We start from the raw sequence: 17928 nt of genomic DNA, 5'->3' as shown, positions 1-17928 counted from the left end.
AACAATGTTAATGTCTTATGAAACAAGTTTAGAGCTTTTAAAAGCACATATTAAGCCCTATGAAAAGGTGGAGAAAGTCGCCCTAACGCAGTGTCTAGGACGCATTTTAGCTCAAGATATCAAAGCCCTTAAAAACTACCCCGAATTCCCCATCTCTGCTATGGACGGCTACGCACTCAAATTTGACGAGCAAAACAAGCCATTGAGAGTTTTAGGCGTTACTCCAGCAGGGAAAATGCCTGAATTTAAGGTCGAAAGTGGCACTTGTGTGAAAACTTTCACAGGATCTTTGATGAGTGAGGGTAGTGATACTTTGGTGCCTGTGGAAAATGTGGAATTAAAGGAGGGGCAAATCTACATTAAAGAAGCGGTTAAAAAGGGGTTTGCGGTAAGAAAAGTAGGGGAGAGCTATCAAAAAGATGAGCTTTTGTTAGCAAGAGGAACGAAACTCGATTATAGTGAGATAGCGCTTTTAGCTGAACTTGGCTTTTTTCACATTAGCGTTTTTTTGCGTCCTGTGGTGGGAGTTTTAAGTAGTGGAAGTGAGATTAAGGACTTGGGTGAGGCTTTGGAAAATCCTGCGCAAATTCGCTCATCAAATCACATCGCCTTAGCGAATTTAGCACAAAAATTAGGCTGTGAAGCTAGAGTCTTCCCCCTTTTAAAAGATGAAGAAAAACTCACGCAAAGCACCTTAGAAAATGCCCTTAAAACTTGCGATATTTTAATCACAACAGGGGGCGTTTCTATGGGAGATTTTGACTTTTTAAAAAAAGCGGTAAGAGCGTATAAAATCATCATTGATAAAGTTGATATCAAGCCCGGTCGCCACATTAAAATCGCTCAATTTGAGGAGAAATTTATCCTTGCACTGCCCGGCTTTCCATACTCTGCTATGGTGATGTTTAATTTATATGCAAGAGAAATTTTAAACGCTTGGCTTTTGCAAAAAAAGGATTATATTTTACACGCTTTTTTGGAGCAAGATTATGTTAAAAAAAGCCCTTATTTAGAATTTGTCGCGTGCAATGTCGAATTTAAAGAGGGTAAAATTTATGTCAATTTAAAGGGTAAAAAAGACGGCTCAAGTGCAATTATCAATAATCTTAACAACAAAGCCGCCTTAATGATAGTCCCAAAAGAGTGCGAAAAAGTGCAAAAAGGAACCTTAGTAGATATAATCTTAATGCCCTAGTGCAAATTTTTGCAAATAATAATTTTTATTAACTAGCCTTAAGAAATTTTTTGTATCATTTGGCATAAATAAAAATTTAAAGGAAAAATGATGTTAGATTTAGCGATTATAGGTGGTGGTCCTGCGGGACTTAGTGCGGGACTTTACGCGACAAGAGGCGGTCTTAAAAATGTTGTGATGTTTGAAAAGGGTATGCCAGGAGGGCAGATCACTTCAAGCTCTGAAATTGAAAATTACCCCGGAGTCGCCCAAGTAATGGATGGAATTTCCTTTATGGCTCCTTGGGGTGAGCAATGTATGCGTTTTGGCTTAAAGCACGAAATGGTCGGCGTTGAAAAGATTAGTAAAAATGAAGACGCCACTTTTACAATCATTCTTGAGGGAGGAAAGAGTGAAGTGGCTAAAGCGGTAATTGTTTGCACGGGTTCAGCACCTAGAAAAGCAGGGTTTAAAGGCGAAGATGAGTTTTTTGGGCGTGGGGTTAGCACTTGTGCGACTTGCGATGGCTTTTTTTATAAAAATAAAGAAGTCGCCGTTTTAGGTGGTGGCGATACAGCACTTGAGGAGGCTTTATATCTCGCAAATATCTGCTCTAAAATTTATCTAATCCACCGCCGCGATACATTTAGAGCTGCTCCTAGCACGGTAGAAAAGGTTAAGAAAAATGAAAAAATCGAACTTATCACAAATGCAAGTATTAACGAAGTCTATGGCGATGCAAGTGGAGTTTTAGGCGTGAAACTTGAGCTAAAAAATGGCGAGAGAGATTTAAAGGTGCCGGGAATCTTTACTTTCGTAGGGCTTGATGTGCGTAATGAAATTTTAAAACAAGATGATGGCTCATTTTTGTGTAAAATGGAGCAGGGTGGGCAAGTCAGCGTTAATCTCAAAATGCAAACAAATATCCCCGGACTTTTTGCAGCAGGAGATTTAAGACAAGATGCTCCCAAACAAGTTATTTGTGCGGCTGGAGACGGAGCTGTGGCAGCACTTTCAGCTCTAGCTTACATAGAAAGTTTGCATTAAAAGGGGCGTAAAGCCCTTTTTAAGCGATATTAAATTCCTTTTTTAATTCTTCACAAAGTGTGAGAAAATTAACTCCCTCTATGCTTTTATTTTGAGAGAAAAATTTAAACATTTCATTAAAGCCGCTTAAAAGCTCCTTGGATTTCACTCCATAACTTATAGAAAGTCCAGCCTCAATAAAGGCGGCGAATTTATCGCAGTATTTAAGTGCCTTGCCGTCAATAGCACCAAATTCATTTTCATTACAGATATTTAAACTCCCACTGCAAAGCTCGATCTTGCCATTTTTAAAGGTGCGATTTTCAAATTCATTTTTGACCCATTTATCCTCACCATTTCTTCCCTCTCTAATGCCTAAAATATAAGCAAATTCAGCTCTTAAGTGTTCGGGGACAAAGGGTAGAATTTTATCATTAATAAGCTGCATTTCATAATCGTTTATAATGGTATGAAGTCCGCTTATGCCGTATTTTACAGGGCTTATAATATCACGCGTTAAGCTTTCTGGTAGGTCGTGAAATAAGGCACAATAAAAATTATTTTCTAATCTTTTATCACAAGCTTTAATGCTAAGGGAATAAAAATATCCCAAAATCGCCACAACAAGCATATGTCCTAGCACGGCAGTTTCAGGGATACGAGGTGTTTGCGCCCAACGCTTTTGAAAACGAAGCCTCCCACTTAAATCCACAAGTTTTGCTATTTTTTGATTTAAGGCAATTTTCCTAGCACCGATAAGCTCATAATAGTCCTCCAGCTCCTCTTCGACCTTATTTTTAATCTCCTCAATATCATTTAAAAAAGAAGAAGTTTGATAAACAATATTAAATTCCCAACGCGTGGCAAAATAAGAAGCTGCTTTTAAAATAAGCCTTTCTTTTGGATAATCGTTACCTTTAATATAATTTTCAAAGCGTTTAAGAAATTCACCATTTTCAATATTTTCTATCATAGGTTCTAAAATGCTAAAAACCCAATGATTCACCTCATCTTTTTTTTGACGCACGATTTGATGATACACATCAGGGCGTATGTCAGTAACCACAACGCGGCTCAAAAATTCAAAAATTCCTCCCTCTATAATCACTCTCATATCGACATCTTTTTCCATTTTAGCGATAAAATAAGCGATAATGAATTTATGCGCTTGCTTGTCAAGCTCGACTAAATTTGCCATTCTAGGATAATCGTTCCAGCGACTTATAGAAGCGGCTTTAAAGATATGCTCTATTAATTTAATATTAATCATTTTTTATCCTTTCATTGAAGGCATTATTATAAATTTTTATGATTTTTTTTGCAAGATATTAAATTTTAAAATGATTTTGCCGATATGCTAGAAAAATTTATAAAGAGAAAAAATGAAAAAGGCTTTATGTATCATAAGTGGCGGTATGGATAGTGCTTTGTGTGCGTATTTGGCAAAGAAGGAAGGCTTTGAAATTATCGCTTTGCATTTTGACTATAATCAGCGCACCAAAAGAAAAGAAAAAGAGTGTTTTCATCAAATTTGTGAGCATTTGGGCGTTTTAAAACACTATGTTTTAAATGCAAGTTTTCTTAAAGACATAGGCGGAAATGCTTTGGTTGATGAAAGTCTTGCTGTGCCTAAAAATTCCTTACACGAAAGCACTTTGCCTATAACTTATGTGCCTTTTAGAAACGGCATATTTTTAAGCATAGCGGCTTCTTTAGCAGAAAAAGAGGGCTGCGAGGCTCTTTATATAGGGGTGGTCGAGGAGGATAGTAGCGGTTATCCTGATTGTAGTGAGAATTTTATCAAAAAGGCGGAAAATTTTATCAATGAAGGCACGAGTGAGGGATTTAAACTAAGCATTAAAACGCCTTTGGTGCATTTAAATAAAGCTGAAATTGTAAGTCTTGCTTTAAAAGAAAATGTGCCTTTAGAGCTAACTTGGTCTTGTTATGAGAGTGAGGATAAGGCTTGCGGTGCTTGCGATAGCTGTTTATTAAGGCTAAAGGGCTTTGAAAAAGCGGGAATTAAGGATAAGATAGAATATGAAAACCTCTCCCCAGATGACTGCGGCACACATTAAATTCAAGTGCTCTGCTGTGTTCCCACCCTGAAGCTTTGCTTAAAGAAAACATTGCACAGGTCTGAGAAAAGGCGATGAAATTATAATGATTTTGCCTTAAAAAGCGTTGAGTTATTAAAAATTTAATTTTGTTTTTTTTTTTTTGATAAAATATATTAAAAAATATATAAAATCGATTAATATTGAATAGAAGGATTAAAATGAATAAAAAAATTGAATGGAATAAAGAATTTAGCATTAACAACTACACGCTAGATAAGCAACACGAGCTTATATTTGACATCACAAATCATGCCAATGAACTTGCTAAAGAGGTTTTAGAGCATTATGATGACTCCTTACAAGAAGAGCTTAAAAAAATAATTATAAGGCTTTTTGATTATATCAAAATTCATTTTAAAGATGAGGAAGCCTATATGAAAGAGATCGATTATCCATTGCTAGAAGAACATAAGGAAGCGCATAGAGTTTTAGTGGAAAAAACCAAAGAGCTTTTAAATCACTCCAAAAACCCTCAAACATTTGCCAAAGAGCTTGCTAGTTTGACAAGAGATTGGATTTCTAAACATTTTTGCGTTGATGATAAGTGGATTGATGCTTACAAATATAGAGCAATTCATCTTAACGAAGTGCATTTTAGCTTAAAAACTTACAAAACTATACAAACTTTAAGAAATCCCGCTATAGACCAAGAAGAATGCTTTAAATATCTTTGTATGTGCGAGGATAAAATTCATCAAATGCCAAAAAGCATACATGAGGAGCTTTTAAAAGAAGAGAGTGTTTTAAAATGTGAAGTTTGTGAGCAAATTTTAGTATTGTGGGAAGAAGGGGAAATTAAGGATCTTTCATATTTAGAAAAAGAATTTATAAAAATAGGAAAAAATGATGTTTGAAAATAAAGCCTTACAAACAAAAAATCCTTTTAAAGTTTTGCAGTCTGAGCAAAAAGAGTGTGATTTTGACTTAGATTTTCGCATTTTAGACTTTAACACTTTTGGCATCAAACAAAATCCACCAAGAAGCAAAAATTATCCTAGAACTGATCTTGAAGTGTTTTATTCTGATGATTTTTTTGTGAAAAATTATGATACCATTCATCAAGAATTCAAGATAGAAATTTTTCCTAAAACAAGCAACAATCCTTTTAAATTTACTTTAGGAACTAATGCAAATTTAACTCTTATAAAAGCTCGTTTAAATTATGAAAAAATAGATTCTAATGTAAATGTCAATCATCATTTAAAACAGGCTTTATATAAAACTTTAATTAAACACAAAATTCTTATTTTGCGTTTGGATAGGGATTTAGAAAGAAATTTAGATGAGTGTATTGCTTTGCTTAAAGAAGATAAGGCTGATGGTTTTGAATTTATAGTTGCAAGAGGCGTGAGCGAAATCCCTCATCAAAATGCGAAACTTATTTTTCACAGAAACACAAAGGTTGAAATGAGTGAGGGTAGAACATATGATGAAAGACAATATTCTCAACCTGTGCAAAAAGATGAGCTTTTATTTGAATATATGTATAGAAAACTAGGGAAAATTGGGCGAAATCTAAGAGGAGAATTACTAAAAATAGAACCTTTGGAAGAAGAACTTAATGCGATCAAATTAAAAGATGATAGCATTTACACCAAAGAATTAGAAGATAGAATACAATATTTTAGTGCAAATTATGGTTTTTTGACTAAGGATATTGAGGGCTTTAGTGTAAATAATTCCTTAAAAGTATCGAAAGTAGATTTAAAAAATACAGGTTCAATTAAAACAGATTTAGATGAGGAAATTAATATCGAAGTTTCAAATAAAAATTTCAATGATGATGCTGTAAAATCAGGAATAGTCAATATAAAAGCCGCTAATGTCAATATCGAAGGACATGTGGGTGCGACAGAACTAAAAGCCGCCAAACTTCAAATTTCAGGTGCTACACACGCAAAATCAAAAATTTACGCACAAAGTGCTTTTATAGCAAATCATAAAGGATTTTTTGAGGGAGATGTCGTTTTTATCAATAATTTAGAACGAGGTGAGATTAAGGCAAAAAATGTTTATGTAAAGCGTTGTATCGCTTCCAAAATAGAAGCGGATAATATTTTTATTGAAGATTTATTTATGGATAATAAGCTCTATCCTAAGAAAAATTTAATTATTCTTAAAAATATCAAGGCAAATAATCGCATAAAAGTCTCTCCAGAAGTTTGTTTTACAATAAATAAATGTGAAGACGAAACAAAAGAACTTAAAGCTTTATTTGCTAAAATCAATATCAAATTAACAACCCTATTAAAACAAAAGCAAAATTTTTACACTTATCTTGTAACAAATCAAGCAAAAGTTATCAAGTTGAAGAAAAACAAATATGCCAATCAAGTAGATACTAAAATTATAGAGATTTATGAAGATATTTTACAAAGATACCAAGTAAGTGTTGTAAAATATAAAAAACTTGTCGCTTTAAAATATGAAACAAAAAGACGACTTGAAAGTCTTGAAAATATGATATTTAAAGTCAAAATTTATATCCAAGCTGAAATAAAAGAAGAAGATAATATTTTAGAATTTGATGGCGTGAAAAATGTCTATTTAGAACTTAAAAAACAAGGGCTTTATAGATTGAAAGAAAAAGGAATTGAATGTGAGGAAAAATATGATGAAAGTGAAATAGAAACACTTAAAGCACCTTTTTTGGAATTTTTACAAGAAGATTCATAAGCCCTGCTTAACAAGCTCATAAAGCTTGTGAATTTCCTCGTCATTAAAAATGGAGCAGTTTTTCTTCTCATAAAAAATTTCAAGCTTTTGATGGGGAAATTCATAAGAAAAAGCACAAAAATCGTGCGAAGGTAAAAAGGCTCTTAAAAGCGTGATATTGCCTTTAATTTTTTCATCACAAGCAAAGCAAATGAAGTCTTTATGCAGCCTCCCCTCAAATTCTAAAATTCTCACATAAGCATCTAGAATGACTCTTTTTGGATTTTGCTTTAAAAAGCGTTTGGCACATTCATCAAGCAAGTCAAAATAAAAGCTATCAAGCTCACTTACCTCTTTTAAATGCCCATATAAAAGGCGTATAAATTCCTGCCAAAAAAGCATTTTCTCTCTATCTAAAATCCACGAAAAACCTAAATGAAGCACATCTTTAAGACGAGGCAAAAAGCTAGAATTTTCCTCAAGAGCAAAATCTATCTTATATCCACTTAATATACTAGAATGCCTTAAGCCGTAAAATCTATAAGTCTTTAAAAGTGTCTTAGGGCTTAAAATATAGACGATCAAATCCTCGTCTCTAACCCTTTGTGTGTGCAAAATGAAGCCTTGCAAATGAAGCCTTTAAAAATGGTGGCTCCGATTGGAATCGAACCAACGACCACTACCATGTCAAGGTAGTGCTCTACCAACTGAGCTACGGAACCACTGGTGGAGCATAGCGGGCTCGAACCGCTGACCCCGACGCTGCCAGCGTCGTGCTCTCCCAGCTGAGCTAATGCCCCACAAAAAACGCTAATTATGCCGAATTTTTGCTTAAATTTTGTTTTAAAAAATCTTCAATTTCACTTTGCTTACTCGTTTTTAAAATGCGAATTTGCTTAAAAAGTAAGCCAAGATTAATAAAGGCTAAAACAAGCAAAATTAAATTCGCACTGAGTAAAATAAGATAAAGCAAAGCAAAGGCGTTAATCGCTGCAAAAAAGGCAAAAAGTAGAGCAAAAATTCCCAAAAAACATAAAAAAATGCAATGTTTTATTTTAGCCTCTTTAAAATTATCTTCTTTTTGGGTGAGATTATGAAAAAGTATGATTTTACCCTCTAAATGACAGAGCAAAAGTGTGTCATTTTCCTTAAAATGATAATGCTTAAGGCTTTTATACTGCAAACTTAGGGCGTTTGGATTAAGAGTGTCTTGCTTAAAATGAAGCGTATAAAGGGTGTGATTTTTCTCAAAACTTTGAATTTTTAAGCATTTTAAATCACTCCTTGCATAATTATAAAAGCTCGTAAATTCCATAACTATCCTCCTTAAAATTTCCTTTAAAAAGCGGTCTTAATTCTAAATCAAGTTTGACATTTTCTTCTTGATTAAATTTAGCATTGTGAAAGATTAAAAACATATCCATTTGATTCTTAAAGCTTTTTAAAAACTCCGCCCCACCCTCATACATTAAAAATTTCGCATTAGAAGGAATTTGCGTGAAAATTTGGCGATTTTTGACATTAAAAGCGGGGATAGTTTTATCAAAACTTTCTAAATTTTGACGACTTAAAATGCAAAGATTTGGTGCTTTACCTCCACAAAGTCTAGAGTCTAAAATGGGGCGATCTTTTCTTAAAGTCCCTCCACCAACGACTAAAAGATCGATAATGGAGCGAATTTGATGCGCATAAGTGCGGCTTGTTTCATTGCTAATAAATTTGCCTAAAGCGCTGCCATTAAGACTTAGGGCGAGTTTAAAAAGCTTGAAAGTGCCCTTTTGCCATTTTAAAAAAGGCTTTAAAAGCTCCCTACCCTCTTTTTCTAAAATTCCCATTTCCACTAAAATACCATTTTGCCTTAAAAACTCCGCCCCACCGCTTGCGATTTGATTTTCATCTTTAACACTTACAAAAACTTTTTTAAATTTAAGCGTGCTAAAAAGCTTCGCACAAGGTGGAGTTTTACCCTGATGTGCGCAAGGCTCTAAAGTTACAAAAGCGGTAGCGTTTTGTAGGAGTTTTTGATGATTTGTAAGGATAAAATCATGCAGGGCATTTGGCTCTTTTGGGAAATTAAATTCGGGCTTTAAAACCTTTAAGGCTTCTTTAATAGCGTTTAATTCAGCGTGAGCTTCGCCTTGTTTTTCGTGGGCTTTAATGCTTAAAATTTGATTATTTTTATCAAGGATAACGCAACCAACTGCTGGATTAGGGTAAGTTAAAAATTGATATTTCCAAGCCTCTTTTAGGGCTAAATTCATATAAAATTCTTTCATTTAAAGTCTCTTTAAAAAAAGTAAAAATCTCTCCAAACTCAAAAGTTTAGGACGATAATCGTGAAATAAAATGGAGTAAGTGTCAAGATTAATTTGATATTTGTGGCATAAGCTTTCATAAAGCTTGAGTAAAGATTTTCCATAAGGACTTAAATTTTCCTCTTCAAAATAGCGTTTTTGCTCTAAAATTTGGGCGTTTTGTCCATAGCGTCTAAAATAAGCACGAAGCCTATTTCTACTATGATGTATGTGAAAAATCACCCTTTTTTCAAAAAAATATGGCAAAGAAAAAAAGGCAAGATATTTACGAAAGCCACTTGAAAGCAAGGGGGCTTTATAAAAAACATTGTCCATTAAATCCTTACTCGGTGTCAAAGCCTTTTTAAATAAAGCAAGACGCAGCATAAAGTCAAAGTCCTCTCCCCCACGCCCCCTAAAATTCTCATCAAAGCCCCCAATAGCAATATAATCAGCCCTTTTCATAAAAATGCAAGCACTAGGCAGGGCAAGGCTAGTAAATAAGTCCTTTTTATAAGTGATAAAAGCGTCAAAAAGCTCTTCACGACTCTTTTTCAAAACAACTCTTGAGCCTTTAGATGAAAGATAAAGACAAGGCAAAAACATAAATTCACTTTGACCACTTTGAAGCTCCTTAATACAAGCTAAATTGACCTGCTCATCAAGTAAGCAATCTACATCCATTAAATAAATATATTCACAAGAGCTAAGTTTAAAGGCTTCATTTCTTAGCAAGGCTTGGCAGATAAGCTCTTTATAAAAGGGTTTGGAGGCTAATTTGGCATTTTTTTTAGTAGCGATGAGTTTTTTAAGCTTTTTATCAAAAAATCCCCCTCTATCATTATGCCCAAAAATGAGTTCTGTATCCTCATTAGCCCTTTGTAAGATGAGCCTTACTTTTTTAAGAATATCAAGGGGGCGAAGTTTTAAATCCACAGGGATAATAATGCTATATTTCATATTTTTCCTTTAAACGCAATTATAACAAAACTTAAATTTACTAAATAGATAGCTTTAAAAGTTATAATATAAAGAATTTGTTAAAAGGGTGTGGGTGTTTAGTAATCATCGTCTTTTTTTTCTCGGTTTTACTTTATGGAAGCGTTCTTTTGTGAAGGCATTTTTTAAGGCTAAAAGTATGCATTTTTTAAATTCTTTAAAGGAGCTTGAGAAATTTAGACTAAATGATGATGATGTGTTTTTAATCTGGGGCAAACGCCTAGAAAAAGAGGATTTAAAAACGCAAATTGCGAAACAAAACGCAAATTTAAAACCAAAAATTTGTTTTGTTGAAGATGGCTTTATCCGTTCGGTGTCTTTAGGCTCTGACCTTACGCGTCCTTTTTCTTTAGTAGTCGATAGCAAGGGGCTTTACATCGATGCTTCAAAACCAAGCGATTTAGAAGAAATTTTACAAAATCACAACTTTGATGAAGAGCTTTTAAAAAGGGCAAAAAGCTTAATTGAAAAATTAAAGCTTTATAAAATTTCTAAATATAATACCCTCAAACACGACAATTTACACTTTAAAGCTAAGACCGGGCAAAAAATTATCTTAATCCCCGCTCAAGTCGAAGATGACGCCTCTATGCTCTTGGGAGGTGGAGGGCTTGATACCTTGCAATTTATCCAAAAAGTGAGAGAGGAAAATCCTAACGCCCATCTAGTTTTTAAACCTCACCCTGATGTTTTAAGCGGAAATCGCAAAGGCTTGAAAGATGAAAAAATCATTTTGCAAATTTGTGATGAAATGTTGCGTCATTCTAGTATCCATAGTGCCATAGAAGCAAGTGATGAAGTGCATACCATTACCTCAACTGCTGGTTTTGACGCACTTTTAAGGAGAAAAAAGGTTGTCGTTTATGGCACACCTTTTTATGCAGGCTGGGGACTAAGTGAAGATAGGGTCGAAATTAAACGCCGAAGTAGAAAATTAAGCCTTGAAGAGCTTGTGGCTGGAGTTTTGATTCTTTATCCGCTTTATTTACATCCTAAAACTAAGAATTTATGTGAGGTTGAGACGAGTTTAGACATCATCACACAAATGCAAAGGGCATATTTTTCGAAATTCTACATTAAGTGGGGGATAGATTCTAGGAATTATGCTTTAAGGAAATTAAGACGCACTTGGGAAACAATGAGAGGATTTAAAAAATGAGGGGGGGGGGGGGGGTAAAAGTATGCAATTTGATCTTTTGTTAAAAAAAGAATTTAGTGGTAAAAATGTCGCACTTTTACAAGGTCCTGTGGGAAATTTCTTCTCGCGTTTGGGAGCAAAGCTTAAAAAAATGGACGCGAAAATTGTAAAAATCAATTTTAACGGCGGAGACTTTTTCTTTTATCCTAAGGGACGAATTTATAGAGGTAGCAAAGAAAATTTAGCCGCTTTTTATGAGGATTTTTTCACGCAAAATCAAATTGAGGTCGTTTTGATATATAATGACTGCCGTTTTGTCAATCATACAGGCTTGGAAATCGCCAAAAAGCTGGGCATTGCGGTGTGGGTTTTTGAGGAGGGGTATTTAAGACCTTATTGTATCACCTTAGAAAAAGATGGGGTTAATGCAAACTCGACTATGCCACGCGATAAAAATTTCTATTTAAGCTTAAATTTAAAAGATGTCGGCACTGAGATAAAAAAAATACCAGGTGGCTTTAAATTTATGGGTTTTTATAGCTTTTTATACTGGTTTTTTGCCTTTATTTTAGCTCCATTTTTTAATAATTCTTTGCATCACCGCCCTTTAAATCCTTTAGAAATGTTTGCTTGGTTTAAGGCTTTGTTTTTAAAATACAAGTATAAAATCAGTGAAAAAAGGCTCAATTCTAAAATTTATAAACTAGAAAAAAAATATTTTTTAGCCATTTTACAAGTCTATAATGACACACAAATTTTACATCACTACAAAAAAGATATTGAGCATTTTATCGAAGAAACTATCCTTTCTTTTGCTAATCACGCAAGAGCTAAATCTTACCTCGTCTTTAAACATCACCCTATGGATAGAGGATATAGAAATTACGCCGCTTTGATAGAGAAATTAAGCGAGAAATACCATGTCGAAGGACGCATTTTATATGTGCATGATAGCTATTTGCCACTTTTACTTCAAAATGCTCTAGGCTGCATTACCATAAATTCCACAGTAGGACTTAGTGCGATTATGGAGGGCTGTCCTACTAAGGTGTGTGGGGAGGCTTTTTATGATTTTGAGGGGTTGACTTATCCTAAGAAACTTCATTTTTTCTGGCGTGAAGCCCACGCTTATAAGCCAAATTCCTTACTTGTTTCACAATTTAAAAAATATCTCCTTCAAACAAATCAAATCAATGGCAATTTTTACAAAAATTCCTCTTTAATGAGATAAAATTAGCCTTTTGTTAAATCATTTTCTTGCGTTATAATTTCAAAAATTAAATTTGAGTTTTTAAAATGATAAAAAGAGATGTGTTTTATATAGCAGGGTATGACCCTAAGGGATATCGGTATTATTATTTATTATTTAAAAGAAATTTAGAGGAGTATCAAAAACGCTTTAAGATTAAAGCCAAGCTTTCTAAAAGCCATACTGATGAGGACTTTCCCTTTTGGAGCGTGGAGGCGGAAAATGTCTCGTGTCGCTATACTTTTTTAGCGTGGAATGATATCGTTAAAAAGAATTGGTCGCAAAATTATAAAGACGCACTTTATGATTGTTACAGCTTTTTTAGAATTTATACCATTACGGGACTTTTTATTAAATTTGGTAAAGAAAGCATTTATCAATTAATCACGGGCTATTACCCCTTTTTTTATGTGCTTTTTTCTTTGCTATTTTCTTTAGGGCTTGGTTTTTTCGCTTTTTATTTGCTTTATTTTTATGTGCCTTTATTTTTGGCTATTGGGGTGGGAATTTTACTCGCTTTTTATCTTAATCGTTTTTTATTTTATTATGGGAAAAAATTAGCCGTTTTTTGGATTGCTAGAATTTGCTCTTTTTGTGCAAATTGGCAAGAGAGAAAAAAGGGGGCTTTGGAAGAAAAAATGGAGCTTTTTTCTCAAAAAATTTATCATACTCTTAAAGAAAATAAAGAGCAAAATTATGAGCTTATTTTACTAACGCATAGTGTGGGATGTGTGCTTTGCATTGAGGTTTTAGCTAGAATTTTAATCCTTTGTAAAGAAAATGGGGTCGATTTTTCTAAGCTTAAAATTCTCACGCTTGGCGAGTGTATCCCCTTAGTGAGCTATCAAAAAAAATCCACAGATTTTAGAAAAAAGCTCGAATTTGTCGCTGGGTTTGACTTAAAATGGTATGATTATACTTCGATAATTGATGGGGCGTGTTTTCCGCAGGTAGATTTTATAAGAACAAGCGGAGTTTATGCGAAAGAGCATTTTGGACCAAAGCTTTTAAATCCGCGCTTTCACACCCTTTACGAATCGCAAAATTATCAAAAAATCAAGCGTGATAAAAATAAGGCGCATTTTTTGTATTTAATGAGTGTAGAAAATGATGGGGGTTATGATTTTTTCAACTTCATCATTTTAGATCGATTTTTAGAAGAAAAGATTAAGGATTAAAATGAGTGAGTGTCCCTTTTTTCCAAAACCTTATAAAAACAAGGCTTCGACTTTACTAACCTTTTTGCTTAAAAGACGCTCTTGGCTAGACGGACTTTATGAAAGAAGTTATCAAATGCAAACAGGCTATGTGAAAATGCCAAATTTCGATCTTTATGTGATTAATGATACCAAAGAAGTTAAAAGAATGATGGTCGATGAAGTGAGGGAATTTCCTAAAAGTGAGCTTTTACATAGGCTTTTAAGTCCCTTGCTAGGAGAGAGCATTTTCACAACAAATGGTGAGGTGTGGCATAAGCAAAGAGAGCTTTTAAAACCTAGCTTTGAGCTGACTCGAATTTCTAAGGTTTTTAATTTGATGAGCGAAGCGGTGGCGGATTTAATGAGGCGTTTTGAAAAATACCCCGATAATTCTTACATAGAAGTCGATGAAATGATGACTTTCGTAACTGCTGATGTGATTTTTAGAACGATTATGTCCTCTAAACTTGATGAAGTGCAAGGTAGGCAAATTTTAGAAGCCTTTGCGACCTTTCAAGAAGAAAGCGTTAGAACGGCGATGCGGGGGATGTTTTATTTTCCAAAATGGCTTTCTTATCTGCTAGGAGATAGAAAAAGAGCTAAGGCAGGAGAGCTGATAAGAAAGGCTTTAAGTGATATTATAAAACCGCGTTATGAAGCAAATTTAGAAAAAAGCGATTATGAGGATATACTTTCTTCTTTACTTTTAGTTATCGATGCAAAGACAAATCAAAGATTTTCTTTTGAGGAAATTTTAGACCAAGTGGCAATGCTATTTTTAGCAGGACACGAAACGACCGCTAGCTCTCTTACTTGGACTTTATATCTTTTAAGCTTGTATCCTGAGGAGCAAGAAAGAGCTTATAATGAAATTTGCGAAATTTTGCAAGATAGCAAGGAGATAAAAATCGCCCATCTTAGACAATTTAAATTTCTCACCAATGTCTTTAAAGAGTCTTTAAGGCTTTACCCACCTGTAGGCTTTTTTGCAAGAGAAGCTAAAAAAGATACACAGGTAAGAGATAAGCTCATCAAGCAAGGCTCTGGCGTTGTGATAGCACCTTGGCTGATTCATCGCCACGAGCTTTTTTGGCAAAATCCTCACGGCTTTGATCCTTCGCGTTTTGAAAGAGAGTATAAAAAAGAGGCGTATTTACCTTTTGGTATGGGAGAGAGGATTTGCATAGGACAGGGCTTTGCTATGCAAGAAGCAATTCTTATTTTAGCAAATATTTTAAAAACTTATAAGCTTGAGCTTAAAGAAGGCTTTGTGCCAGATGTCGTTGGGCGACTTACAATTCGCTCCCTTAATGGAATGTGGATTAAATTTAGCAAACGATGAAAAAATTAGAACCTAGAATTCGTGCAAAAGTGCGGAAAAATATCAAAGGAAGCCTTAAGGAAAAATTAGCGGGGACGATTTTACTCTGTGCCATTGTGCCTTTGGCAGTGCTTGGCTATTTGTTCATTGTGATTGTAGGGACTTTTTTTAGCACAGCTAGAGCAAGACAGGGAGTTAGGGCTTTGGATCATTTTGTCAATGCAAGTTTATTTAACGGCTATGCTTGGGAGAGCGTATCCTCTCACGCTTGGCGAGAGAGAAATCGTAAAAAGTGGGCGAAAATAGTCATTAAAATCACCGATTTTTTTCAAAAAGATCATTGCAAAAGGGCAAACCGCAGAGAACAACCTGTGGTCGATTTCATCCTTTCAAGAAAGCTTGACCAACAAACCATAGGAAAATAATTACTTTACAATCACAACAGCCATAGCCACGCCCTTATCGTGCGTGATACTTACCTTAGCTTTTTTGATGTGAAATTTGCGTTTAGTTTTTTTACAAAATTTGATTTTAGGGGCATTTTTTTTGCTTTTTGAAATTGTCATATCTAAAAAGCCACAATGCTTAGAAATCCCAACCCCAAGAGCCTTACTTGCCGCTTCTTTCGCCGCCCAAAAGCCAGCTAAGGTAGCTGAATTTTTGATGAGTTTTTGCTCCTCAGGGCTTAGGAATTTATCTAAAAAAATTTTGCCGTGTTTGTTGTAAATTTTTTCTACTCTTTCTATGGAAATTAAATCACAACCCACACGCATTAAGAAACGACAAAATCCGTAAAATAGACATTTTTAATAAAGCCGTCCGTTAAAATTTCATTGATTTTACCGACAAGCTCGTCTTTTAGTCTTTCTTTACCCTTACTCGTGCTAATTTCTTCAAAAGTCTTAGCCGTCAAAGTGCGTATAATCACATCACGGATAATGGCGACCTTTTTATCAAGCTCTGTTTTTAAAAGCTCACTATTTTGCTCTAGCTCTATGGTGCATTTTACATAACGCGAACCACTATCACTCAATAAATTTAAGGTAAAAGGCTCAAGCGGATACATAGGACCGATATTAGCATAATCACTTCCTCTTTGCGTTGGTGCTTGAGAGGTTTTTGCTGCTGGTTTGGCTTCTTCTTTTGGTGCTTCGGTTACTGCACCCTCATCGCTCGAAGTGGAGGTAAGAAGATAGGCGATAAAGCCCATAATAGTAAGAAGTAAAACGAAAAGCACAACAATGATGATAATAACAAGAGAACTTCCTTTTTTCTTTTTCTCTTCCGAATTTTCTACTTCTTCTTCCATAAAGCTTCCTTATTAGTAAATTTGATGTAAAATTGTAGCAGATTTTTTTAAAATACAATTTAAATTTAAGAGAAATTTATGCTAGATGTGATTTTTAGAGAATATGACATAAGAGGACTTTATGATAAAGAGCTAAATGAAAAGAGCGTTAAAGCCATAGGCTTTTGTTTGGGTGAAGTGATGCTTCAAAAGGGTTGTAAAAATGTCAGCGTAGGAAAAGATGCAAGATATAGTGGCGATGAGCTTTTTGCTTATCTTGTAAGTGGCTTAAACAAAGCGGGGATTAAAGTCTATGATATAGGGCTTGTGCCAACTCCGCTTGGCTATTTTTCACTTTATGAGGGCTTACAATTTGACGCAAATATTATGATTACAGGCTCACATAATCCAAAAGATTACAATGGCTTTAAAATCACCATAGGCAAGGAAAGCTTTTTTGGGGCGGAGCTTAAGGAATTTTCTAAGGAGGTTTATAGGCACTTAGATGATGAAATTCCTCAAGACTTAAGGGCTGAAAAATACGACATTTTAAGCTTGTATGTGGAATTTATGAAAAAGCAATTTGGGCATTTGGCAAATTTTAATTATGAATTTGCTTTAGATTGTGCTAATGGTGCTGTGGGCGTGGTGCTTGAGCCTTTGATGAGGGCTTTAAATTTGAAAGCACATTTTCTTTTTAAAGAGCCTGATGGCACTTTTCCTAATCACTCTCCAGACCCAACAGAAAATGAGAATTTAATCCCTCTTAAAAAATTTTTGGAACAAAATCAAAACATACAAATGGCTTTTGCTTTTGATGGGGACGCAGATAGAGTTGTCGCGTTAAGCAAAACACACACTTTTTGCGGTGATGAGCTTTGCTATTTATTTGCTAAAGATATTGAAAATCCTAGAATTTTAGGTGAGGTCAAATGCTCTAAAAATCTTTTTGATGCAGTGAAGCAATTTGGGACGATTTTTATGGGGAAAACAGGGCATTCTAATATTAAAAAAATGATGAAAGAACTTAACATCGACCTAGCAGCTGAAGTGAGTGGGCATATTTTCTTTAAACATCGTTATTTTGGCTATGATGATGGAATTTATGCGTTTTTAAGAGCTTTAGAACTCATCTTTAAAGGCTATAATTTAGAAAGTTTAATTAACGCTTTGCCAAAGCTTTATACGACACCAGAGCTTAAAATTCCCGTAAGCGAAGAGGAGAAATTTAAACTTGTAGAGGCTTTTAAAGAGGCAGTTAGAAAAGGGGCTTTAAAGGGAGTTAAAGAGCTTTGTGAGATTGACGGGGCTAGAATGGACTTTGAGGACGGCTGGGCTTTACTGCGTGCTTCAAACACTAGTCCCTATCTCATCACGCGTTTTGAAGCAAATACACCTTTAAGGGCTAAGGAGCTTGAGGAAGCTGTAATGGAACTTTTTAAACAAGTTAAAAGTGTATCATAAG

Annotated in this window: 16 protein-coding genes, 2 tRNA genes, 1 other RNA gene and 2 pseudogenes; 11 read left to right on the top strand and 10 right to left on the bottom strand. The window is 34.7% G+C overall.

Going from position 1 to position 17928, the window contains the following annotated elements:
* Positions 1-4: 4 nt before the first annotated feature.
* Together EL158_RS07750 and trxB are read left to right on the top strand one after the other, a co-directional pair.
* Positions 5-1195: a molybdopterin molybdotransferase MoeA gene (locus tag EL158_RS07750; protein WP_027304530.1), complete on the top strand. Its 1191-nt coding sequence runs from the start codon at positions 5-7 to the stop codon at positions 1193-1195.
* Positions 1196-1285: 90 nt separating this feature from the next.
* Positions 1286-2221: a thioredoxin-disulfide reductase gene (trxB, locus tag EL158_RS07745; protein WP_027304529.1), complete on the top strand. Its 936-nt coding sequence runs from the start codon at positions 1286-1288 to the stop codon at positions 2219-2221.
* Positions 2222-2240: 19 nt separating this feature from the next.
* On the opposite strand, the gene EL158_RS07740 is transcribed toward trxB, so the two are convergent.
* Positions 2241-3470: an HD domain-containing protein gene (locus EL158_RS07740; RefSeq protein ID WP_027304528.1), complete on the bottom strand. Its 1230-nt coding sequence runs from the start codon at positions 3468-3470 to the stop codon at positions 2241-2243.
* A 112-nt stretch (positions 3471-3582) separates the two neighbouring features.
* Between EL158_RS07740 and queC the strand changes: the two are divergent.
* Positions 3583-4248, top strand: a pseudogene (queC, locus tag EL158_RS07735) (7-cyano-7-deazaguanine synthase QueC); the annotation flags it as partial.
* Here queC and ffs read toward each other — a convergent pair.
* Positions 4249-4346, bottom strand: an RNA gene (gene ffs, locus EL158_RS07730) — signal recognition particle sRNA small type.
* A gap of 132 nt (positions 4347-4478) precedes the next feature.
* Between ffs and EL158_RS07725 the strand changes: the two genes are divergently transcribed.
* Both EL158_RS07725 and EL158_RS07720 read left to right on the top strand, forming a co-directional pair.
* On the top strand, positions 4479-5174 hold the full coding sequence (locus EL158_RS07725; protein WP_034956081.1) for a bacteriohemerythrin: 696 nt from the start codon (positions 4479-4481) through the stop codon (positions 5172-5174).
* Complete coding sequence (locus EL158_RS07720; RefSeq protein ID WP_051529142.1) at positions 5167-6996, top strand: flagellar assembly protein A; 1830 nt, start codon at positions 5167-5169, stop codon at positions 6994-6996. The genes EL158_RS07725 and EL158_RS07720 overlap by 8 nt, the downstream gene beginning before the upstream one ends.
* On the opposite strand, the gene recO is transcribed toward EL158_RS07720, so the two are convergent.
* The 6 genes from recO to EL158_RS07690 form a co-directional block, all read right to left on the bottom strand.
* Complete coding sequence (recO, locus tag EL158_RS07715) at positions 6991-7605, bottom strand: recombination protein RecO (RefSeq protein ID WP_027304525.1); 615 nt, start codon at positions 7603-7605, stop codon at positions 6991-6993. The genes EL158_RS07720 and recO overlap by 6 nt on opposite strands.
* Before the next feature lie 16 nt (positions 7606-7621).
* A tRNA-Val gene (locus tag EL158_RS07710) sits at positions 7622-7697 on the bottom strand.
* A gap of 2 nt (positions 7698-7699) precedes the next feature.
* Positions 7700-7775, bottom strand: a tRNA-Ala gene (locus tag EL158_RS07705).
* A gap of 14 nt (positions 7776-7789) precedes the next feature.
* Positions 7790-8290, bottom strand: coding sequence for a hypothetical protein (locus EL158_RS07700; RefSeq protein ID WP_027304524.1), 501 nt, complete (start codon positions 8288-8290; stop codon positions 7790-7792).
* Complete coding sequence (gene ribD / locus EL158_RS07695) at positions 8268-9251, bottom strand: bifunctional diaminohydroxyphosphoribosylaminopyrimidine deaminase/5-amino-6-(5-phosphoribosylamino)uracil reductase RibD (RefSeq protein WP_027304523.1); 984 nt, start codon at positions 9249-9251, stop codon at positions 8268-8270. Before ribD ends, EL158_RS07700 begins: the two co-directional genes overlap by 23 nt.
* Positions 9252-10229 carry a galactosyltransferase-related protein gene (locus EL158_RS07690; RefSeq protein WP_034956078.1) on the bottom strand — a complete coding sequence of 326 codons (978 nt, stop codon included), beginning with the start codon at positions 10227-10229 and terminating at the stop codon, positions 9252-9254.
* Positions 10230-10296: 67 nt separating this feature from the next.
* Here EL158_RS07690 and EL158_RS07685 point away from each other — a divergent pair.
* From EL158_RS07685 to EL158_RS07665, 5 genes and pseudogenes are all read left to right on the top strand, one after another.
* A pseudogene (locus tag EL158_RS07685) lies at positions 10297-11427 on the top strand (capsular polysaccharide export protein, LipB/KpsS family); the annotation flags it as partial.
* Positions 11428-11449: 22 nt separating this feature from the next.
* On the top strand, positions 11450-12637 hold the full coding sequence (gene kpsS / locus EL158_RS07680) for a capsule polysaccharide modification protein KpsS (RefSeq protein ID WP_027304521.1): 1188 nt from the start codon (positions 11450-11452) through the stop codon (positions 12635-12637).
* A gap of 68 nt (positions 12638-12705) precedes the next feature.
* Positions 12706-13833 carry a hypothetical protein gene (locus EL158_RS07675; RefSeq protein WP_027304520.1) on the top strand — a complete coding sequence of 376 codons (1128 nt, stop codon included), beginning with the start codon at positions 12706-12708 and terminating at the stop codon, positions 13831-13833.
* 1 nt (position 13834) lies between these two features.
* Complete coding sequence (locus tag EL158_RS07670) at positions 13835-15196, top strand: cytochrome P450 (protein WP_027304519.1); 1362 nt, start codon at positions 13835-13837, stop codon at positions 15194-15196.
* Positions 15193-15600 (top strand): hypothetical protein, encoded by a 408-nt coding sequence (locus EL158_RS07665; protein WP_027304518.1) that lies wholly within the window; start codon positions 15193-15195, stop codon positions 15598-15600. The genes EL158_RS07670 and EL158_RS07665 overlap by 4 nt, the downstream gene beginning before the upstream one ends.
* Here EL158_RS07665 and acpS read toward each other — a convergent pair whose 3' ends face one another.
* Positions 15601-15948: a holo-ACP synthase gene (gene acpS, locus EL158_RS07660; protein ID WP_027304517.1), complete on the bottom strand. Its 348-nt coding sequence runs from the start codon at positions 15946-15948 to the stop codon at positions 15601-15603.
* Positions 15948-16484: a flagellar basal body-associated protein FliL gene (gene fliL / locus EL158_RS07655; RefSeq protein ID WP_027304516.1), complete on the bottom strand. Its 537-nt coding sequence runs from the start codon at positions 16482-16484 to the stop codon at positions 15948-15950. Before fliL ends, acpS begins: the two co-directional genes overlap by 1 nt.
* A gap of 78 nt (positions 16485-16562) precedes the next feature.
* On the opposite strand from fliL, the gene EL158_RS07650 reads away from it, so the two are divergent.
* Positions 16563-17927, top strand: coding sequence for a phosphomannomutase/phosphoglucomutase (locus EL158_RS07650; RefSeq protein ID WP_027304515.1), 1365 nt, complete (start codon positions 16563-16565; stop codon positions 17925-17927).
* Position 17928: the final 1 nt, after the last annotated feature.

The organism is Campylobacter upsaliensis (assembly GCF_900637395.1).
Classification (GTDB): domain Bacteria; phylum Campylobacterota; class Campylobacteria; order Campylobacterales; family Campylobacteraceae; genus Campylobacter_D; species Campylobacter_D upsaliensis.
This window is presented reverse-complemented; position numbering and strand designations above follow the sequence as displayed.